The sequence below is a fragment of the Aeribacillus composti genome (genome assembly GCF_007827555.1).
Lineage (GTDB): Bacteria > Bacillota > Bacilli > Bacillales > Aeribacillaceae > Aeribacillus > Aeribacillus composti.
On record NZ_VISS01000016.1, the window covers coordinates 21958 to 42741 of the forward strand.

At 38.2% G+C, this 20784-nt stretch carries 18 protein-coding genes and 1 pseudogene; 16 read left to right on the plus strand and 3 right to left on the minus strand.

Annotated features, from left to right (window positions below; translation table 11 throughout):
* Window positions 1-296 precede the first annotated feature (296 nt).
* Window positions 297-2102 (plus strand): sensor domain-containing diguanylate cyclase, encoded by a 1806-nt coding sequence (locus tag FB379_RS09720; RefSeq protein WP_144597834.1) that lies wholly within the window; start codon window positions 297-299, stop codon window positions 2100-2102.
* 145 nt (window positions 2103-2247) lie between these two features.
* Here FB379_RS09720 and FB379_RS09725 read toward each other — a convergent pair whose 3' ends face one another.
* On the minus strand, window positions 2248-2727 hold the full coding sequence (locus FB379_RS09725; RefSeq protein ID WP_144597835.1) for a GAF domain-containing protein: 480 nt from the start codon (window positions 2725-2727) through the stop codon (window positions 2248-2250).
* 124 nt (window positions 2728-2851) lie between these two features.
* Between FB379_RS09725 and refZ the strand changes: the two genes are divergently transcribed.
* The gene (gene refZ / locus FB379_RS09730) at window positions 2852-3487 is read left to right on the plus strand and encodes a forespore capture DNA-binding protein RefZ (RefSeq protein ID WP_063387364.1); all 636 of its coding nucleotides are present in this window, start codon (window positions 2852-2854) and stop codon (window positions 3485-3487) included.
* Here refZ and hisJ read toward each other — a convergent pair.
* On the minus strand, window positions 3484-4281 hold the full coding sequence (hisJ, locus tag FB379_RS09735; RefSeq protein ID WP_063387365.1) for a histidinol-phosphatase HisJ: 798 nt from the start codon (window positions 4279-4281) through the stop codon (window positions 3484-3486). The genes refZ and hisJ overlap by 4 nt on opposite strands.
* Before the next feature lie 184 nt (window positions 4282-4465).
* Here hisJ and ezrA point away from each other — a divergent pair, with 184 nt between their 5' ends.
* From ezrA to FB379_RS09760, 5 genes and pseudogenes are all read left to right on the plus strand, one after another.
* Complete coding sequence (ezrA, locus tag FB379_RS09740) at window positions 4466-6166, plus strand: septation ring formation regulator EzrA (RefSeq protein WP_066247847.1); 1701 nt, start codon at window positions 4466-4468, stop codon at window positions 6164-6166.
* Window positions 6167-6660: 494 nt separating this feature from the next.
* A pseudogene (locus tag FB379_RS09745) lies at window positions 6661-7550 on the plus strand (aldo/keto reductase).
* A 937-nt stretch (window positions 7551-8487) separates the two neighbouring features.
* Window positions 8488-9636 (plus strand): cysteine desulfurase family protein, encoded by a 1149-nt coding sequence (locus tag FB379_RS09750; RefSeq protein ID WP_066247845.1) that lies wholly within the window; start codon window positions 8488-8490, stop codon window positions 9634-9636.
* Between the two features lie 2 nt (window positions 9637-9638).
* Window positions 9639-10856, plus strand: a complete 1218-nt coding sequence (gene thiI, locus FB379_RS09755) for a tRNA uracil 4-sulfurtransferase ThiI (protein ID WP_066247844.1) — start codon at window positions 9639-9641, stop codon at window positions 10854-10856.
* Between the two features lie 92 nt (window positions 10857-10948).
* The gene (locus tag FB379_RS09760; RefSeq protein ID WP_063387370.1) at window positions 10949-11167 is read left to right on the plus strand and encodes an alpha/beta-type small acid-soluble spore protein; all 219 of its coding nucleotides are present in this window, start codon (window positions 10949-10951) and stop codon (window positions 11165-11167) included.
* 53 nt (window positions 11168-11220) lie between these two features.
* Here FB379_RS09760 and FB379_RS09765 read toward each other — a convergent pair whose 3' ends face one another.
* On the minus strand, window positions 11221-12021 hold the full coding sequence (locus FB379_RS09765; protein ID WP_094246343.1) for an NAD kinase: 801 nt from the start codon (window positions 12019-12021) through the stop codon (window positions 11221-11223).
* Between the two features lie 136 nt (window positions 12022-12157).
* Between FB379_RS09765 and sppA the strand changes: the two genes are divergently transcribed.
* From sppA to FB379_RS09810, 9 genes are all read left to right on the plus strand, one after another.
* On the plus strand, window positions 12158-13159 hold the full coding sequence (gene sppA / locus FB379_RS09770) for a signal peptide peptidase SppA (RefSeq protein ID WP_063387372.1): 1002 nt from the start codon (window positions 12158-12160) through the stop codon (window positions 13157-13159).
* Between the two features lie 11 nt (window positions 13160-13170).
* A complete protein-coding gene (locus FB379_RS09775) occupies window positions 13171-13656 on the plus strand; it encodes an RDD family protein (RefSeq protein ID WP_144597836.1) in 486 nt (161 codons plus the stop codon).
* Window positions 13657-13724: 68 nt separating this feature from the next.
* Window positions 13725-14429, plus strand: coding sequence for a DUF2953 domain-containing protein (locus FB379_RS09780; RefSeq protein WP_144597837.1), 705 nt, complete (start codon window positions 13725-13727; stop codon window positions 14427-14429).
* A complete protein-coding gene (ytfJ, locus tag FB379_RS09785) occupies window positions 14426-14893 on the plus strand; it encodes a GerW family sporulation protein (protein ID WP_066247839.1) in 468 nt (155 codons plus the stop codon). The genes FB379_RS09780 and ytfJ overlap by 4 nt, the downstream gene beginning before the upstream one ends.
* Window positions 14894-14994: 101 nt before the next feature.
* Window positions 14995-15495 (plus strand): thiol peroxidase, encoded by a 501-nt coding sequence (gene tpx / locus FB379_RS09790; protein ID WP_063387376.1) that lies wholly within the window; start codon window positions 14995-14997, stop codon window positions 15493-15495.
* Window positions 15496-15585: 90 nt separating this feature from the next.
* Window positions 15586-16575, plus strand: coding sequence for a class I SAM-dependent methyltransferase (locus FB379_RS09795; RefSeq protein ID WP_144597838.1), 990 nt, complete (start codon window positions 15586-15588; stop codon window positions 16573-16575).
* Between the two features lie 364 nt (window positions 16576-16939).
* Window positions 16940-18130, plus strand: a complete 1191-nt coding sequence (locus tag FB379_RS09800; protein WP_063387378.1) for an acetate kinase — start codon at window positions 16940-16942, stop codon at window positions 18128-18130.
* Window positions 18131-18426: 296 nt separating this feature from the next.
* Window positions 18427-19881 (plus strand): alkaline phosphatase family protein, encoded by a 1455-nt coding sequence (locus FB379_RS09805; protein ID WP_144597839.1) that lies wholly within the window; start codon window positions 18427-18429, stop codon window positions 19879-19881.
* 75 nt (window positions 19882-19956) lie between these two features.
* The gene (locus FB379_RS09810; protein ID WP_144597840.1) at window positions 19957-20778 is read left to right on the plus strand and encodes an EcsC family protein; all 822 of its coding nucleotides are present in this window, start codon (window positions 19957-19959) and stop codon (window positions 20776-20778) included.
* Window positions 20779-20784 lie beyond the last annotated feature (6 nt).

Consider the following 20784-nt stretch of genomic DNA (forward strand, 5'->3'; position numbering starts at 1 on the left):
CAGCAGCAGAGAGTTACACGGTACACCTCAGATTTGAGGAACAAAATGACATCATAATTGTCGAATCCTTAGGCTGCTATATTTTACACAACGATCATTATATGATTTTAAATGAGCGGTGTCAAGATTATTTCCTTTGCTGTCAGCGAAAAGGAATATTTAATCCGACGAACTTCACACATTCATTTCTATTTTTTGTGAAAAAAATACCAATTATTTCACAAAAAAAATTGTGCTTCATGTTATAATACTATTAAAGTAATAAGGTCTATTTTCCCGGTTATAGGTGGTGGAGTATGGATTGGGATCATTTTGAAAACTTATTTTTCCGATTACTTATGAGTGATTCGGACAGACAGCATTTCGATGAATTTATTAATGAAATGTTTGCCATTTTAATCAAAGCATTTAATCTTCAAAATGTGTCGATTTGGAAAGAGATCGGTTCGAATCTTTTTTTATGCCAATACTCGAGCAATGACGATGTAAAAGGTGCTTCGAAATCATTTAGCTTCAAAGACGATGAACAATTTGTAGTTTACAAAGAAAAAGGACGATTGTTTTTGCAGTATTCGGCAGAATCCTCTCCAAAAATGCTGTTGGAATTCAGAGGAGGCCGTGTACTTCACAAACTTTCTAATCAACAACTAGAAAAAATTTCCAAAATATGTTTTGCCATGTTTTTTCACGGAAAAAAATTATATTTGCAAAAAACGCTTAAAGAAAAATATTATCAATTGTTTTTATTAACTGATGAACTTTATTCCATTATGAAAGAAGAAGAAGTGTTAAACAAGCTTTATAACACTTTGAGGCAAATGTATCCCGACCTATTATGCCATTTCATTTTGCCAATGGATTATTCATTAGGACATGAAATTCCTGTGAAAAATTTGGAGCAGGAAATAGATCAGTATGAGGAAGCTATGACAGCCTTTTTGAAAGGCGATATGGTCGTAAGAAGCTCGTCAAACGGGCTCTATATTTATGTCCCGATTGCAGGTAGACAGGGTGTGTATGGATTAATTGATGTACATATCCCACTTCATATTGAACAAATCGATGACGTAATCGATATGATCGAAAAAGTGGCAAAGGCCGGCGGCAAAGCGCTGGAAAATGCCAAGCTGTATGAACAGTCGAAGCAGCATGTAAACGATTTGCAGCTCATTAATGATACGGCTCGAAAAATTAATAAAAACTTGCGGATTTCAGATACGATGAAATACATGGTTAAAAGAATGCTTCGTTCATTTTCTGCAGATGAGGCCGCTTTTTTTATTTTTGATGAAAATAAAAAATGGAACATGCTTTCAGAAAGTACATCGTTTTTCCATTCAGATGAATCGAAGGCTTACGTTGATTGGGTTGCACAAAATATATTGGAGCAAAATAGTGTATTCACTGGCGATATTTCCAATTCCATTCTCGGGGAAGCCGTTTATAAATCAATAATGGCTGTTCCGATGATCGACAGTGAAAAAATCATCGGATTTGCTGTTGTGCTGCGTAAAGAACCGTATTCCTTCACGTTTGATATGTACAAATTAATGGAATCGCTTGTGTCTCATTCTACACTCGCCTTTACGAACTCCATGCTTCGGGAAAAGCTGGAATTGCTCGTGATCACAGATCCGCTTACAAATCTTTTTAATAGAAAATATTTTGACGAGGTTGTTCATCAATCGTTTAAAGAAGACCAAAGAGGCACATTAATTTTAATAGACGTAGACAATTTTAAACAAATCAATGATACGTATGGCCACCAAGTAGGCGATAAAGTGCTTATTCAAATTGCTAAAACGATAAGGAACAACATACGGGAGGAAGATGTAGGAGCTAGATGGGGCGGAGAAGAGCTGGCCATTTATCTTCCTAAAGTGGGTTTAAAAATCGGATGTGAAGTGGCAAACAGAATTGTTTCAGCTGTGCGGAAATCAACGAAACCGCCTGTAACAGTTTCATGCGGTGTTTCCTGTTGGGATGCAGCCCATAAAAATGATTCGCCTGCCCTTCTTTTTAAAAGAGCAGATGATGCCTTGTATCAGGCAAAGCGCAATGGAAAAAATCAAGTATCGGTTTTAGACCAAGAAAGAGCATAAAGGGTTCCTAGGTATTGCTCTGATTTGTTAAAATCGTTTGACAGATCGTAACTAGGGACCCTTTTTTATATCATTTGAAAGGGTTCAAAAGTTGAATGCTCATTTCCACCTGTTCACGACTTCCGGCGTTTGAAAAACAAGGCTATTAAAGGTATTCTGTAAGAATATTCGTGAATTTTTCTAAATATCTTTGGTCTATTTCATCAAATCGGTTTTTAATCGGGCTGTCAATATCTAACACACCGATTACCTCATCGTTCTTAATAAGCGGGACAACGATTTCCGATTGTGATCGCGCGTCGCAGGCGATGTGTCCAGGGAACTCATTTACATCAGCCACTCTCACCGTTCTTTTTTCGAAAGCAGCCGTTCCGCATACACCTTTGCCAATAGGAATTCGAACGCATGCCGGCAGCCCCTGAAAAGGTCCGAGAACAAGCTCATCTCCGTCTTTTACATAAAAACCAACCCAATTGATTTCTGACAAAAATTGATTCAACAAGGCGGATGCATTAGCTAAATTCGCTATGACATTTTGTTCCCCTTCAATCAATGCTGTAAGCTGTTTTAACACAAGCTCATAATTTTCTTCTTTTGTTCCATTATAGCTTTCGACGACAAACATGGAAATTCCTCACTTTCTTTTTCAAAATGACAAGTAAGTACGAACTTTGTCGAGAAATTATAGCAGGAAAATATCGTTGCGGGTAGAAAACTTCTAACAGCCATCAACAAAAGGAGTGATCCACTTGCAAACGAAAACGAACACTGTTACGAAAGAAAATATCGTTGATGCAGCAATTTTCCTTTTTAATACAAAAGGTTACACCGGAACATCGGTTAGGGAAATTGCCAAACGGGCCAATGCAAATATCGCCCATATTTCTTACTATTTTAAAGGAAAAAACGGATTATTGGAACATTTAGTGTCCAAGTTTTATGAAGGTTATTTAGACGTAATCGATCAATGCTATCAAAAATGTACAGAATCTCCAAAACTCTCTCTTATGGCAATCGTTGAAGAACTTCTCCGCTATCAATATGAAAACCGCCGGCTTGCCCGTTTTGTCCACCGAGAAGTAACGCTTGATTCGACTCTCATTCGCCAGGTGATGATGACTTATTTAGCGAAAGAAAAATATTATTTGCTTAACCTGCTTGAACGAGGGATGCGAGCGAACCAATTTAAACAAGTAGACATTCCCCATTTTTTAGTACAATTCAAAAGCTTAATAAATATGCCGTTTTTACAGCCTCAATACATGTATGAAGTTTTACATATTAATCCGTACGAAGAATATTTTGTCAAGCAATATAGTAAACAGCTGGTTTCATGGCTGGAACAAATACTTTTTCAGAAAAACGAAAAACAATCAAATGACTAAACCATTTTTTCAAAAAGTGAAAAATCGCTGCCTACATCCTTCGCGCTATGGGCATCAGAACCATAAACGAGAGGGATGCTTTGTTTTTTGGCCGCTTGTATAATATCCTCTGGCGGGTAAATTTCTCCGCAAAAGGCTTTTCGTAAACCGGAAGTGTTGACGTCCAGTTCCATCCCCCTTTTGTTCATTTCAGCAAAAATCTGTTCAATATAAGGCTTTTCATCAAATGTGGCTTGGAAAAGCTTTTGAAATTTGTGTATTAGCGTAATATGTCCAAGCCGCTTCGGCTTATACTTTCCAAGATCTGAAACAACCCCTTTTAATACTGTCGCATAATATAATTCGTATAAATGATTGATGCCGCCTGAAAGCTCCGCCATTTTTTGAAACGTATGTTCATCAAAATCTACACAATAATATTGTCCATTTAATTTTAAAAAATGTACGGACAAAATGCTGTCATCAAGAAAAGGACCGTATTTGTCCAAAAATTGCGCTGTTTCTCTTTCAAAACCGTTAATATAGTCTACTTCTAAACCGATATGAATATCGATATCGCGTTTATATTGTTTTTTTAAGTCTAGCAAAATAGACAAGTAGCGGTCGATATCACTGAAGGGCATTGCGCTGTCCTTATCGGGAGTTGGATCAACAAACCCTTCCGGCAATGGAGCATGTTCTGTAAAGGTTATAGCAGAAAATCCTTTTTTTATGGCAGTTTCAATATACAATTCAAATGAATCGTCCGTACCGTGGGGGCAAAAAGGGGTGTGAACATGTCCATCTTTTTTCATAGAAATCACCTCAAGTTTGTCGAGATTTATGTGAAAAAATTAAAAATTTTGCTCAAAAAATGTCGTTATCATGGTATCATAAATACATTGAGAACACATTATTTTCTTTTGAAAGTTTTTTCGACAACGTCGTTTAAAATATACATACCCTTTAAGAAAGTGAAACGGACCGAGGGGGCTCATAATGGAAGTTGTGATCGTATTAATTTTATTGATTTTCCTTCTATTTGGAATCGGTTATGGATTTCGAAAAAATATTTATAAAGAAGTAGACCGTCTTGAAGCTTGGAAAATAGACATTATGAATCAGTCCATAACAGATGAACTGTCCAAAGTAAAAGAATTAATAATGAGTGGAGAAACAGAAGAATTGTTTGAACGCTGGCGAAAAGATTGGGACGATATTGTCACTAGCAGGCTTCCGAAGGTGGAAGAGCTTCTGTTTGAAGCGGAGGAATATGCTGAAAAATACCGCTTTAAAAAGTCAAAAGAAGTTTTATTACATATTGAATCGGTTTTAAAAGAAATAGAAGAACAAATAGCCGGCATTGTTCAGCACATTAACGATCTTGTTGCAACAGAAAGCAATAATAAGACAGAAGGTGAAGCAGTCAAACAACAGCTAAAAGAGTTGAAAAAAACACTGCTCTCCCATCGCCATACATTTGGAACTGCGTATGAACGGCTGGAAAAAGAGTTATATGAAATGTTACATACAATGGAAAAATTTGATGAGGAAATGAACTCAGGAAATTACGTAACAGCGAAGGAAATTTTGGATGAACAAAAACAGAAGCTTGAAGCACTCCAATTAAAAGTAGAGGAGATTCCAAAGCTTTTAACTGAATGTCAAATGATTGTGCCGAACGAGATTTCCGAATTGAAAGAAGGGTATAAAAAACTGCTCGAGGATGGCTACAAGCTTGAGCATTTGGAAGTGGAAAAAGAAATTTCGCATATTGAGGAAAAAATGCAGGGCTTGAAAAAGAAGCTAAGTGAAGCAGAGACAGAAGACGTGAAAATGGGTCTTGATTCCATAAAAGAAACGATTGATAACATTTACGAAATGCTTGAGAAGGAAGTGTATGCGAGCCAATATGTAAGACAAGAAGCGGAAAAAACCGGGGAAAAGCTGCAATCTTTATTAGAGGAAAAAAATGATTTAAAAGAACAAGTCAGTCTTGTACAGCAGAGCTACCAGCTGTCAAATGATGATGTCGACAAGCTAAAAGAGTTGGATAAACTGATGAACCAACTGAAAAATCATTACAAGCATATTTTGGCAAGCATAGAGAACTCCAATATTGCGTATTCCGTTTTACAGGAGGAACTGGAAAGTTTTAATAAGCAAATTGATCAAGCAAAGGAAAAATACAACGAATGGCATTCGATGCTTCAGGCATTGAGAAAGGATGAATTAAACGCGCGCGACAAATTAGCAGAACTAAAGCGAATGATGGCTGAGATTAAACGGGCGATTCGAAAAAACAACATTCCCGGCCTTCCGGAAAGCTTCGTGGAGCAATTACAAACTGCTCAGCAATCGTTTGAAAAGGTCAGCAATGCGCTTGAAGAAATTCCGCTCGATATGGATCGAGTCCAAACGTATTTAAACGATGCTGTGAGCATCATCGAACAATTAAAAGAAAACACAGATGAGATCATTGCCCAAGTTTGTTTAGTCGAAAGATTAATACAATACGGTAATCGATACCGCAGCACGTATTCGGGCCTTGATAAAAAATTAAAAGAAGCTGAACAGTTGTTCAGAAATTATGAATACAGCAAATCTTTGGAGCAAGCGGCTGCTGCCATAGAGGAAATCGATTCGGAAGCGATGAAAAGAATACAGAAGCTTGTTGAAAATGAATTGAAAGATCTATGATTTATGCCTGTCTTCGTTTGAAAGACGGGCATTTTTATTGCCCATGCTCCCATATGGACTATAGTCAGTAAGCATTTTTATTTAACTATGAGGAGTTGAAGCAATAATGCTGTGCGAAATGTCGGTTTGGAGAGTATATTTTTTCACTTAACATGAGAAAACCTATAAGAAATTGAAACTCCACTCGTACAAACATGAGCAATTGCAGAGCTTGTTATCTATAAGATAATGAAATTCCACAGCCGGATGATTTTGTGAATCGCCCTTTCCTTATTTTTATTTGTCCCATCTAGGCGCTTGCCGCTGTGAAGGGCTTTTTTATTGTAATTCATTGCCACATTTGTTATAAAGGTGTAAAAGGGAAACAATAGCAATCAAACAAACACTAAAAACAAGTTTCGAAAGCACGTACATATTTTTGAAGTCGAAAAGGTATGAAAGCGGAATTTTATAGAATGGGAAATTCACAATATAACGGAAAGGGTCGAGAGTGGATGGGATTATTGGACAGTAATAAAATCATGGAAATAAGAAGTCATGTTGAAAAACGAGTAGTGAAGCTGCCTGATGGCACGACTGTTCCATGTATAGGTCAAGGAACATGGTACATGGGAGATAAGCCACAGGAGAAAGCTAAAGAAATAAAAGCCTTACAACTTGGAATAGAATTGGGCATGAAAGTAATTGACACTGCTGAGATGTACGGAAATGGCGCTTCTGAACGCTTAGTCGGCGAAGCAATCAAAGGGCGCAGAGATGATGTGTTTTTAGTCTCTAAAGTGTATCCGCATAATGCAGGACTAGACAAGATTTCCGTTGCATGTGAAAACAGCTTAAAACGGCTGGGGACGGACTATTTAGATTTATATCTTTTACATTGGCGAGGCCGCATTCCTTTAGAAGAAACAATCGAAGGTATGGAAAATCTGCGAAAAGAAGGAAAAATATTAAGATGGGGAGTCTCCAATTTTGACACAGACGATATGGAAGAGCTATGGAACACGCTCAACGGATCAAACTGTGCGACAAACCAAGTGTTATACCATATAGGTTCGAGAGGAATTGATTTTGATCTGCTGCCTTGGCACCGGGAACATCATATACCGATTATGGCGTACAGCCCCCTTGCCCAAGGAGGTACATTAAGAAAGCAGTTGTTGACGGATCCAACTGTTAATGAAATTGCCAAAAAATACAATGTAAAACCATTACAAATTGCACTTGCTTGGACGATACGCACGAATGATGTCATTGCTATTCCAAAAGCTGGGCAAGAGCAGCATGTGCTGGAGAATGCTGAAGCTGCTGCTATTGAATTAACCCAAGAAGACTTGATGAGGCATTTCCAAAACCTCGTAAAAAAGTGCCTTTGGATATCATTTAACATGTTGCTGAAGCAATATTCGGTAATACGCTGGAGTTGTCCAGAAAGTCAAGCTCCCATCGAAAACAAAAAATCATAAACACCGATATATCAAAGTTTCTAAAACATTAAAGGGGTCAATAACCCGAAAAAACGACTTATTAGACAGCCCCTTCATTAAAAGGAAATAGAAACGAAGGCAGTCAATGAAAACTTTTTTCAAGGATTGACGTTTCCCGATTTAGCTCAGGCAGGCAAGGAGCATACAAAAAGGGCAGCTAAAGGACATGATGAATGAACGGATTCAAGAAGCGAATCATCAGCGGCTTAAACTATTGCACCTGCTGGCAGCTGTGGCAGGATTCCGGCAGTCTTTTGGAACGACATTACGCTTTGCGCTATAGGCGTTTTATGAGCTGCTTAAAAAGTAATTCACGATAGTCCGGTTATTTTGAAAAATAGAAGCCGATGCTTTTATCAACTTTTTATGGCATAATGAACAGCTGAGAAAATCAGCTAATTCTCGTTTCTCTAAAGCAAAATGCTAGAGGAGTAACGAGTTTTTTTATTTCTTTACTCTGTGTTCTAAAAGTGATTGATAGGAATGAGGAAGAGATTGATCTCAATTTTATTTGCGGTTCAAGAAATGGGGAACGACTGACGAAGAAAGGGGAAATCTTCCGTTTTGAGCGAGGTTAGTCGTGCTTGATGATGTCAGTTTTTAAGATTGAACGCGGAAGTTTTACACGCTGCTTGGGATCGGCGGATGCGGGAAGACGACGATGATCGAAGATGACGTTGTTGAATTCACAAAAAAAGCGGCTTACGTGCGTGGACAAAGGCTTTCGTCTGAATGAGCCCGTTTATGTTATGATCTTTTCTTTTTCATTTCAATTTACTTATGTTAATATTGCATTGCAAAGTGTTAGAAAATATAATTCAAAGGGGTATACAACCGATGCTTTACTTGGATAATAGTGCAACTACAAAGCCTTACCCTGATGTACTTGATACGTACCGGCAAGTGGCGGAAAAGTTTTTCGGGAACCCATCATCTCTTCATCATTTGGGTGTTCAAGCGGAAAGACTTTTAACAAAAGCAAGAGAACAAGTAGCCGATTTGCTAGGTGTAAGCGGACAGGAAATCATATTTACGTCTGGAGCAACGGAAGGAAATAATTTGGCGATTAAAGGCGCGGCTTTTGCACAAAGACATAAAGGAAAGCATTTGATTACGACTGTTATTGAACACCCTTCTGTCAGCGAAGCATTTGAACAGCTTGAAAAAGAATTCGGGTTTGAAGTGACGTGGATTCCTGTAAATGAAAATGGCATTGTGTCTCCAGCTGACATACAAAAGGCTGTACGTAACGATACAATCTTAGTGTCCGTTATGCATGTCAACAATGAAATCGGAGCGATTCAGCCAATTGAAGAGATTGGCGAAATACTTAAAAACTATCCGAACATCGTTTATCATGTCGATCACGTGCAAGGAGTCGGGAAGGTTCCTTTAAATATAAAAAAAGCGGGAATTGATTTATGTACAATATCTGGCCATAAATTTCATGCCCTAAACGGTACAGGAGTGTTGTACATTAGAAAAAATACACCAATTCTCACTCTTTTATCAGGGGGTGGCCAGGAAGCAAGAATTAGATCAGGCACCGAAAATTTAGCGGGCAACGTGTCCCTAGCGAAAGGTTTAAGGCTGGCATTCAACGACTATGAAGAGAAGATCGATCGTCTGATTAATACGAAAAACTATCTTATAAATGAGCTTGAAAAAATAGATGGCATTATTATCAACACACCAAAGGAATCTTCCGCCCCTCATATTATCAACTTTTCTGTACCTGGTATAAAAGCGGAAGTTTTAGTTCATATGCTTGAAGAGGAGAATATTTATGTCTCCACTACTTCAGCTTGTTCTTCAAGGAAAAAGGGAGAAAGCAAAGTATTGAAGGCGATGGGCAAAAAAAGCAGCATCACCGAAAGCGCCATCCGCATAAGCCTTTCAATTGGGCAGACGATCGATGATGTCAAGCCGTTGATTGACGTCCTGCCATCATCTATACAAAAATTAAAAAATATAATGGGGTTATAAACATGCAATATGATCATATTTTAGTCAGATATGGTGAAATGTCTTTAAAGGGAAAAAATCGCAAACATTTTATTAACCATTTAAAGAACAATATAAAACTTGCATTGTCTTCCTTTTCGTCTTTAGAGTATACAGCGAACAGAGATCGTCTTTTCATCAAATTAAATGGAGAAGACGGGGAAAAGGTAGCGGAAAAATTGCAAACAGTTTTTGGCATACAGTCCTTCAGTTTGGCAATCAGAACGAAAAGCGACATCGAAGCCATAAAGGACACGGCTTTACAGGCAGTCAAGCAATTGTATAAAAACGGAGACACTTTTAAAGTGTCGGCCAAAAGAGCAGATAAATCGTTTCCGTTAACTTCAGACCAACTCAATTATGAAATTGGTCGGCATATACTTATTCATACTGACGGTTTGAAAGTAGATGTTCATCATCCGGACATAAACGTGCGCGTAGAGGTCCGTCCGCATGCCACATATATAATGTGCAAAGATTTTAAAGGGGCGGGAGGGCTTCCGGTTGGTTCAAGCGGAAAGGCGATGCTGATGCTTTCTGGAGGAATTGACAGCCCTGTCGCTGGGTATTTGTCAATGAAAAGAGGCTTGGAGATTGAAGCGATCCATTTCTTCAGCCCTCCATATACGAATGAAAGAGCGAAGCAAAAGGTTATGGATCTCGTAGAAAAATTAACCGAATTTGGCGGCAAAATCGTGCTTCACATCGTTCCGTTTACAGAAATTCAAGTGACCATTCAGCAAAAAATATTAGAAAATTATACAATGACATCGACTAGAAGAATGATGTTAAAAATTGCCGATGAAATTCGGAAAAACCGAGGCGCCTTAGCCATTGTAACAGGCGAAAGTCTAGGGCAGGTAGCAAGCCAAACGCTTGAGAGCATGTATGCTATTAATGAAGTGACGACAACTCCTATACTGAGACCTTTAATTTCAATGGATAAAAATGAAATCATTGAAATTGCCGAAAAAATTGATACGTTTGAGATTTCAAACAGACCTTATGAAGACTGCTGTACTATTTTTACACCAGCTTCACCGAAAACGAAGCCGAAAAGGGAGAAAATATTAAAGCTTGAAAGCTATGTAGATTTTCAACCTCTCATTCAGAAGGCGATTGAGGAAACAGTAACAATTGAATTTCCAAGAAAACATGATATACAAGAAAAAATAGAAGAGGATTTTGAAAATTTACTATAATATTCCACAAGTTCAAAACAATTACCATTTCGTTTTATGCATGAAGCCATGTGTTTTTTCACATTCTATATCCACAAGGAGGTGAATGACACATGGCTCAAAACAGATCTAGCAACTCTAACCAAATTTTAGTTCCTGGTGCTGAACAAGCACTTGAGCAATTAAAAACTGAAATCGCATCAGAATTCGGTGTAAACTTAGGTCCTGATACTACATCCCGCGCGAACGGCTCCGTTGGAGGAGAAATTACAAAGCGGCTTGTATCTTTTGCTCAGCAGCAACTATCTGGCGGTGGCGGAACATTTCAATAAATGAATATTTTGGCTTTTGAGCGAAAAGGTGATCCTTTTCGCTCATTTTCATTTTATAAAAAGGTTCTTTTCACTTTATCCCAGAAAGAATTATCTTTTAATTTAACAGTTTTAATTTTTTTCTTTCCTAATTCAATATCCAGCTGGTTGACATGACGAATGCTTAGAGCTTCGTTGTCCATTCCGATAATCGGATAATCGTTGCCGTCCTGCACTACTTTTAATGTAAGCTTTCGATTTCCGCTTAAAATAAAAGAGGATCCTAACGTCCGATATAGATTATTGTTCAAAGATGCAAGTTCAGTTACTTGTAAACAGTCTATGAGCGGATCGACGACAGCTCCCTTCACAGATTTATTGTAGGCTGTGCTCCCTGTTGGAGTGGCAATAATCATTCCATCGCCTCGGAACGTTTCAAAATGCATATCATCAATAAATACATCCAGAACAAATGTTTTAATAATTGCTGATCTGACACTGCATTCATTTAAGCAGGAAATCTTTACTTCATGGTCGACGGTGACATCGATGGTTGGATATCTTCTTACCTCGACCTTTTCCAGCTGAAAAGCTTCAACTAATTTGTCTTTTTGATCTATATGGAAATCACAATAAAAACTGATATGCCCTTCAGTTGCGATGCCTATGTACAGACAGTCGTCGCGAAATTGCGTTTTTCTAACCGCTTGCAAAAATGTTCCGTCCCCTCCGATTGCTACGATAATGTTCGCATGTCTCCAATCTTCAACAGGACGAAAATCATACTGCTTCGCCAAGTCAATCAACGAAGCTATTTTCTGTTCAAGGTGATCGCTATGTTTGTAAAAGAAGTAGATATTTCGGCGTGGATCCATCAAAAAAACCTCCTCTTTTTGGAAGATTCTCCACAATTATATAAATAAATGTTAAAATACACTATGATATATAGTTTAACATTTTTATAATGGAACATGTCAAAAAAGGTGAAATTGAATCAAGGAGGTAAACATCTTGAGTGGAAAAAGGTGGGCTGCGTTAGGAATTGCCGCAGCATTATTTGTTTTTTCGATGATCATTAGCTTTACTTCTATGGCTGTTTCAAATGCAGAAAAATTGTCTGAGAATTTTTTTGAATCGCAGTTTTCCGAGGAAGTCCTTGAAGAAGGAATGCCGGATGAAAAAATTGCGGTGCTGGAAGTAAATGGAGTGATTCAAGATACGGGAGAAGATGTTACATCGATTTTTGCCAGTGAAGGCTACAATCATAAAGAATTTTTGAAATTGATTGAAAAGGCCGGCGAGGATAAAAGCGTAAAAGGAATAATTTTGCGAGTCAACTCTCCTGGCGGGGGAGTAGTGGAAAGTGCAGAAATTCATAAAAAACTAATGGAAGTTAAAGAAAAGGCGAAAAAGCCGATTTATGTTTCGATGGGAACCATGGCAGCTTCAGGAGGATATTATATTTCAACTCCTGCCGATAAAATTATTGCAGCACCGGATACGATGACAGGCTCGCTAGGGGTCATTATGCAAGGAATAAACTACAGTGAATTGGCAAAAAACTTTGGGGTGAAAGTAGAAACGATCAAAAGCGGTCCATATAAAGACATTTTTTCTTCAACAAGAGATATGACAAAAGAGGAAAGAGAAATTCTTCAAAAAATGGTGAATAACGCTTATGAAGGCTTTGTAGACGTAATCTCGCAAGGAAGAAAGATGGATGAAGGGGAAGTGCGGAAAATTGCCGATGGACGAATTTATGACGGCCGGCAGGCGAAGCAGCTCCATTTAGTTGACGAGCTAGGCTATTTTGATGATGCGGTGGAAATGATGAAAAAAGACTTAGACTTATCAGATCCATATGTATTCAAATATAAATCGAGCTTTGGATTTGAATCGTTCCTTTCCATGATGGCTGGGAAGGTGATCTCTAAAGACCTGGAAATGCAGGGACTATACAAATTGTTTTCACAACCGAATTCTCCCCGCCTGATGTATTTATATTCGGAGTAGGAGGTGCCAACATGGATGGAACATTTGAAGAAATAAATCAAATTGAACAAAAGCGTGAGGTTCAAACAGACATCTCTTATCACTTTGCGGGATTTTGGATGCGGTTTTGGGCATACTTGCTTGACCTCATTGTTGTTTCAAGCGTCATCCGAATTGTTGTCAATCCGCTTTTTTTACTGATCGGATTGGAAAAAAGCGATTTTATTTTTTCACCTTATCGAATTTTAAGCGCCTTGTTTTTCTTTTCCTACTTTATTCTTATGACGAAGTTTTTAGGACAAACGCTCGGGAAAATGGTTTTTGGCCTGCGTGTTATATCTTTAAAAAATGATAAGCTTACATGGACCGATGTTTTCTTCAGGGAATGGATCGGACGGTACATCTCCAAGGTTACGTGGATTGGATATTTGATCGTTGCTTTTACAAAAAAGAAACAAGGGCTGCACGATTTATTCAGCGATACAACAGTTATTCATGATGAATGGTTTTCAAGATGACCTGCCGAAAAGGCAGGTTTATTTTTTTATAGAGAGGTGATAATGGTTCACTGAAAGGATGTGAAATTATGCCATTTTGGCTTGCAATGGTCTTTGTCCTATTTTTGATATTTGTGCTTCTAGTTGCAATGACAAAATTAACGATTGTACTTTCATATAAACACGATAAATATGACGATCGGCTAAGAGTGACATTTCTATTGTTTTTCGGCCTTATTCGCTACACAATCAAAATCCCTTTTATAAAACTGGATCAAGAAGGTCCAAATATCGTTTATAAACAAGAAAAAGAAACGAAACATTCAACTCAAAAATCGTCCGAAAAAGTGACTCCTGAAGAGCTGTTTGAGAAGCTGCAAAATTTTAAAGAAATATTGGAAAATGTTATCCACTTTTCCTTTATTATTCGGAAATTTCTGAAGAAGGTTCGGATTGTGAAATGGGAGTGGCGTACTGAAATCGGAACGGGAGAAGCTGCCTCAACAGGAATGTCGGCGGGTACACTATGGGGGATGAAAAGCTCTATTATTTATTTCGCTTCCCGATACTTTACATTAATAGGTTATCCAGTTGTTTCAATCTTTCCTAATTTCAACCGAATGGTTTTGAAAACGACATTTGTATGTATGATGCAATTCCGACTTGGGAATGCTATCATAGCAGGATTGCGTCTCGTAAAATGGTCGAGATCAAAAACAGCATTATGGCGAAACTTACCGTTTGCCAAGAAAAACAAGAAGAATGAACATAGTTTAGAGGAGGCAAAAGTATGAGCGATCATCCGATTCAAGGGTTAATGAAAACGGCAATGGAAAACTTGCAGCAAATGATCGATGTCAATACCATAATTGGCGATCCAGTTGAAACTCCTGATGGGAGTGTTATACTAACCGTTTCAAAAGTGGGATTCGGATTTGCGGCAGGTGGCAGTGAATTTTACGGACCGACAGGTGAAAAACATTCAAGCAGTCCTTATGGAAGCAGCACTACAGGTGAAAAAGGAAAACTTCCTTTCGGCGGAGGAAGCGGAGGCGGTGTATCGATTACGCCAATCGCATTTCTTATTGTTGGAACAAATGGAATCAAAATTCTTCATTTAGATGAAAATACCCATCTTTATGAAAAAATTTTAGATGCAACCCCTCAAACGGTAGAAAAAATTCAAGAACTGTTTCGAAAGAAAAAACATATACAAGACGATAACAATGAAAAAGAAAAAATTGATTTTGACATTTAAAGCTGCTTTGGCAGCTTTTTGAAATTTTCAAACACTTTTTCTTTGAAAAGTCTTCAAAAACAAGCTATAGTTAAACTATACATAGATTTGGAGGGGATAAAATGGCAAACGTAACATTTAAAGGAAATCCGGTAACTCTTTTAGGAAATGAAGTGAAGGTTGGAGATAAAGCGCCTGATTTCAAAGTGCTTGCGAATGATTTGTCGGAAGTTACTTTAGCTGATACAAAAGGGCAGGTCCGAATCATTTCTGTTGTTCCTTCGATCGATACTGGCGTATGTGATGCACAAACACGCCGCTTTAATGAAGAAGCTTCCAAGCTGGATAATGTTAAAATTTTAACAATCAGCATGGATCTTCCTTTTGCGCAAAAACGTTGGTGCGGTGCGAACGGAATTGAAAATGTACAATTGTTATCTGACCATCGCGACGCTTCTTTCGGACAGGCGTACGGAGTATTAATCAAAGAATTGCGTCTGCTTGCTCGCGCTGTTTTTGTTGTTGATTCAAACGATAATGTAACATATGTAGAATATGTCAGCGAGGCGACAAATCATCCAAACTATGAAGCGGCGATTGAAGCTGCAAAAGCAGCAAATTAAGGACCTGATGCAAGGTCCTTTTTTTCTTGCTTATAAAACAATGAAACGCTAAAATGAAAGGATGTGACGAGCTTAAAGGAGGAAGCCTTTATGCAAGGATTTTCAAATGTTGAAAAACTGTTTTCACTCATTAATGAGACGGCAGAAATCATTAAAAACGAAATGAATTGTACATACATTGAAGCGGTAGCGAATACAGGAGAAAACCTGTTTCACGGAACTGCAGTTCAAGATTCCATTAGCGAAATTACAAGTAAAAAACTGAACAATATATACCGGACGTTTCATTTGGATCACTACTCAAATGAAGAAATTCGGAGAGCTTTTCAGCTCGCTGTTTTAAAAGGATTAAAGGAAGATAATCAGCAAATCCACCAAATGACCCCTGACAGTGTTTGCATATTGCTCGGCTATCTTGTGCAAAAATTTTTTCAAGATGAAAAAAATTTAATGATTTTAGACCCTGCTGTAGGTTCGGGTAATTTACTCTCGGCTGTCTTAAACCAACTGGAAGCAAAGCAAGTTGAAAGCATTGGAATCGATATAAATGATTTGTTAGTTAAAATCGCTTATGTGAATGCAAATTTGCAGAAGCATTCTATTGACTTTTATAATCAGGATAGCTTAAAAAACCTTTTTATCGACCCTGTGGATGCGGTGGTGTGCGACCTGCCAGTCGGCTATTATCCCGATCATGACGTCGCAAAGCATTTTGAATTGAAGGCTGATGAAGGCCATTCTTACGCCCATCATCTTTTTATTGAGCAGAGCATCCGCTATACAAAAGAAGGCGGTTATTTGTTTTTCCTTATACCAAACCATCTTTTTGAGACGCCTGAAGCTCCAAAATTGAATCGATATTTAAAAGAAAATACAGTGATCCAAGGCCTGTTGCAGCTCCCGCGCTCCATGTTTAAATCGGAAAATAGTCGAAAAAGCATCTTTATTTTGCAAAAAAAGGGAGAAGGAATTGTACCGCCCAAACGGGTTATGCTTGTTGATCTACCGAAATTTTCGAATAAAAAAGCTCTTGCTTCGATTATGGATCAAATTGATGAGTGGCTCCGGACAAATAAATGAAAAGATGAAAACACTAAAAGGTGACAGCCATGTCGCCTTTTTTTTAGGATTCGGTTTATTTCTTCTATTTTTCATAAAAACTAAACTAGAGAAAAGAAATCTTCGGTTTTAGCGAATAGTGGCTTTCCGTTTCATTTAGGAAGTGGATGGAAGCGCTTTTTATTTTTAGAAATTTTTGTATACAGATAAACATTTATTTTTCACTTGAAATGTTGCTTTATCAATGTTTAAATGTATAGAGCGATCATCTCTCTTTTTAAAATTAGACAAGTCTGGTGTTTCACATATTTTGCTAATTTCTATGTCACATGCAGGAATTTTTAAAAAAGTTTCATCAACAAAAAGAAGGAGAGAATGAAAATACATGCCTAAGATTTTAGCTGTAAATGCTGGAAGCTCTTCATTAAAGTTTAAATTGTTTGAAATGCCGAATGAAGAAGTTTTAACAAAAGGGGTAGTTGAAAGGATTGGTTTGGACCAATCATTTTTTAAGATATATGTTAACGGAGAAGAAAAGAAAGAAAGTTGTCAAATTACCGATTTTTCAATAGCGGTACAGCTTGTGCTAAATAAATTAACTGAATATGGAATTATCCGGACGTTAAATGATATTGACGGAATCGGTCATAGGGTTGTACATGGAGGAGAGATCTTCAGTGACTCAGCGCTTATTACGGATGGAACTTTAAAGAAAATTGAAGAACTCTCTCATTTGGCGCCTTTGCATAATCCAGTCAATGTGCTTGGCATTCGCGCCTTCCAAAAGGTGCTTCCGGACGTTCCAGCGGTAGCGGTGTTCGATACTGCCTTTCACCAATCGATGCCGGAACAATCTTACTTATACAGTTTGCCATATGATTATTATGAAAAATACGGAATTCGCAAATACGGCTTCCATGGAACGTCTCATAAATATGTAACGGAACGGGCAGCTCAATTGCTTGAAAGACCTTTAAAGCATTTGCGGCTTATTTCCTGCCATCTAGGAAATGGTGCCAGCATTGCAGCAGTTGAAGGCGGAAAATCAATCGATACATCGATGGGATTTACGCCTCTTGAAGGTGTTGCGATGGGAACTCGTTCCGGAAGTATTGATCCAGCGCTTATCCCATATATCATGGAAAAAACAGGTAAAACCGCTGATGAAGTTATTAATGTATTAAATAAAAAGAGCGGACTTTTAGGAATATCCGGTTTCTCAAGCGATTTGCGCGATATCGAAGATGCTGCAGCGAAGGGGAATGCTCGCGCCGAATTGGCATTGGCGGTTTTTGCTGACCGCATTCATAAATATATCGGATCTTATGCGGCGCGGATGTGCGGTGTGGATGCGATTATCTTTACCGCCGGCATTGGTGAAAACAGTGACGTTGTCCGCGAACGAGTGCTGCGGGGATTGGAATTTATGGGCGTTTATTGGGATCCTGCCTTAAACAAAGTACGTGGAAAAGAAGCGTTTATTAACTATCCACACTCACCAGTAAAAGTTCTAGTTATACCGACAAATGAAGAAGTGATGATTGCAAGAGATGTAATGAGAATAGCGAATTTATAAGGTAACAGCAAAACCTGAACTCGTAACCAACGCAACCTTTTTTCATATTCCGAAATGGATATGAAAGGAGGTTGTTTTTTTTACCAATAAAAAGTGGAAATAATCTATTTATATGATGAACGATGCATGGGAACTAAAATGATTCATTCCCTCCAACATTTCTTAAGTGATGATTGGGGGGATGAGAATGATAATAGCGTTGAATATTGCTCCGGTTTAAAAAACCGGAGTTTTTTGCATGATTTTCACCTTCTAGACAAATTCTAATAGCAAATAAACGATGAGGATGGAACAAAATGGCTAAAAAAAATGTGATATTGTTGATTATCGATACTCTCATGCTCCCTTTTTTGAAAAAAGCAGTAGACAATAAAATGGCGCCGGCTTTCGCCTTTTTCATGAAGCATGGTACTGCTTCAGAAATTATCAGTCCTTTTCCGACGATGTCCGTCAATGTGGAAAGCAGTCTGCTTACCGGGCATTACTCAGATGTGCATCACGTTCCAGGATTAGTCTGGTTTCATGATGAAGAAAAGCGTCTTATTAATTATGGAACAAATGCATCTGAGCTTTTACAGCTGGGGCTCGCAACTTCATTAAAGGATCCGCTGTACAATATAAATCATGAGCATTTAAACAAAAAGGCCGCAACCATTTTTGAAGAACTGAGCAAAAAGGGGAAAAATTCCGCGTCTATTAATGGACTTCTCTATCGAGGAAGTCAGGAAAAAGTAATGCAGCTTCCGTTTTTATTATCTTTGCTGCCTACTTTTCATAGAAGCCTTACTGTTAAGGGACCGGATTTGTTAACTTACGGCTCCTTCATTAAACAAAACCCATTTGCAAAGTATGGACACTTCTGGCAAAGATTTGGCTTTAATAATCGATTTTCTGCTCAGGAGCTTATTTATCTTATTAAAAATCATTCTTTGCCTCCTTTTACAATGGTCTATTTTCCTGATATGGATCAAATTATACATAAAAAAGGAGTTGAGGATCTGTCAGGAATCGTAAAAACAGATCGTGAATTGCAAAAAGTGTTAGACAGCTTTCATTCATGGGAGGAAGCGCTGGAGAACAATGTTTGGATCATTATGGGCGATAACGGCCAAGCGGCTGTCCGCCCGAGAAATCAAAATCCTCTGATCCATTTAGAAAAGCTACTCAGCCCATATCGTATTACCAAGCTGTCAAAAGGTGTACGGAAGGATGATGATCTCGTACTTGCGGTCAATCAACGCATGGCGTTCGTATATTTATTACAGCCGAACCATTCGCTTGAAGAAATTGCAAACATTTTGAAAACAGATGCACGCATCGATGTCATCGCTTGGCGGGAAGAGGAAAAAATAAAAGTTGTTTCAGGGCGGCGGGAAGGAATGCTGATGTTTAAAAAAGGAGGTCAATGGGAAGATCCGTATGGAAGTATGTGGACTTTAAACGGAGACATTGAAGTGTTGGATATTTTCACGGAAGGAAGCCGAATTAAGTACGGGGAATATCCGGATGCGCTGGCAAGATTACATGCAGCCGCTTTGTCACATAAAGGACAATTTCTTATGATTAGCGCTTATCCTGGCTTTGAATTCAAGTACGGGTCATCTCCAGTGCATGTGGGCGGTGCGAGTCATGGCGGTTTACACCAGCATGACTCTTTAGCAGCAATCATCGTTTCAGGGACAGAGCGATTGCCGAAGTATAATCGGATGATAGATGTAAAGGATTGGATTTTATCAATGCTCGACTCTTAAGAGTTATATCAATTCCGTGATATAATATCATTGAATATTTGCGAGCATTTGTTTAAAAAGAAAGGCGGTGCATTTTTGGGGGCCATTTTGGAAGAAAGCTGGGAAAATCAAATGAAATGCTGGGAGGAAGAGTTGGAAAAATGTGCATGTAAATGCACGCTTCCATTTGACAAATGGCTGGAAACAAGATTGAATGACCTTCCTGAGCATATTCAAAAAGAAATGTTTGAGAAGGTCGATTACGTTTTGTTTCATATGCATTCGATTTTGCAAAGCTCGATCTTCTATTCAGAAACACGGAAGCGGATCCTCTCATTTGCACGTGTTATTTCCGATCAAGTTCAAACGATCACTGATTTAAAAAAGCTCCCTTTAGAAGAATGCTATCAATTGGCTGAGAAGGAAATGGCGAAGCAGCGGCTGTATTCCTTTATTCAAGGAGGAATCGCATCTTCCGGTGGTGTTTTTTCGCTAAGTACAGATATTGTGCTGCAAATAATTTTTCATATGCGGGCTGTGCAAACATTATCTCTTGCGTATGGTTATGAAGTTTCGTCACCTTATGAAATGATGCTGTCTCTAAAGGTTTTTCACAGCTCTTTAATGCCGAAACATTTAAAATTTGAAGCGTGGAATCAACTAAAAGAGGAATTACAAAATGGAGATGATGCTTATTTTTATGAGCAGAACGAACCATTTGTCAACCATCAAACTGTAAACCAAATCTTAAAATGCATTGCCGTGCAAACATTCAAATATAAAACAATTCGGGGAAAACCGATTTTAAGCTTAATGATCGGAGGCGGCATTCGCTATCGTTCTATGAAAGTGGCCATTGAGTTTGCACATAAATTTTATCAATATAGACATCATTATGAAGGGATGAGCTTGAGATGAAAATAT

Excerpts from the sequence above, each read along its gene's own strand:
- ytfJ (WP_066247839.1), top strand. The coding sequence starts at position 14,426 with ATGAGCGATCATCCGATTCAAGGGTTAATGAAAACGGCAATGGAAAAC.
- tpx (WP_063387376.1), top strand. The coding sequence starts at position 14,995 with ATGGCAAACGTAACATTTAAAGGAAATCCGGTAACTCTTTTAGGAAAT.
- FB379_RS09725 (WP_144597835.1), bottom strand. The coding sequence starts at position 2,727 with ATGTTTGTCGTCGAAAGCTATAATGGAACAAAAGAAGAAAATTATGAG.
- FB379_RS09795 (WP_144597838.1), top strand. The coding sequence starts at position 15,586 with ATGCAAGGATTTTCAAATGTTGAAAAACTGTTTTCACTCATTAATGAG.
- FB379_RS09765 (WP_094246343.1), bottom strand. The coding sequence starts at position 12,021 with ATGGATCCACGCCGAAATATCTACTTCTTTTACAAACATAGCGATCAC.
- FB379_RS09750 (WP_066247845.1), top strand. The coding sequence starts at position 8,488 with ATGCTTTACTTGGATAATAGTGCAACTACAAAGCCTTACCCTGATGTA.
- FB379_RS09760 (WP_063387370.1), top strand. The coding sequence starts at position 10,949 with ATGGCTCAAAACAGATCTAGCAACTCTAACCAAATTTTAGTTCCTGGT.
- ezrA (WP_066247847.1), top strand. The coding sequence starts at position 4,466 with ATGGAAGTTGTGATCGTATTAATTTTATTGATTTTCCTTCTATTTGGA.
- FB379_RS09720 (WP_144597834.1), top strand. The coding sequence starts at position 297 with ATGGATTGGGATCATTTTGAAAACTTATTTTTCCGATTACTTATGAGT.
- FB379_RS09805 (WP_144597839.1), top strand. The coding sequence starts at position 18,427 with ATGGCTAAAAAAAATGTGATATTGTTGATTATCGATACTCTCATGCTC.
- FB379_RS09775 (WP_144597836.1), top strand. The coding sequence starts at position 13,171 with ATGGATGGAACATTTGAAGAAATAAATCAAATTGAACAAAAGCGTGAG.
- hisJ (WP_063387365.1), bottom strand. The coding sequence starts at position 4,281 with ATGAAAAAAGATGGACATGTTCACACCCCTTTTTGCCCCCACGGTACG.
- thiI (WP_066247844.1), top strand. The coding sequence starts at position 9,639 with ATGCAATATGATCATATTTTAGTCAGATATGGTGAAATGTCTTTAAAG.
- FB379_RS09800 (WP_063387378.1), top strand. The coding sequence starts at position 16,940 with ATGCCTAAGATTTTAGCTGTAAATGCTGGAAGCTCTTCATTAAAGTTT.
- FB379_RS09780 (WP_144597837.1), top strand. The coding sequence starts at position 13,725 with ATGCCATTTTGGCTTGCAATGGTCTTTGTCCTATTTTTGATATTTGTG.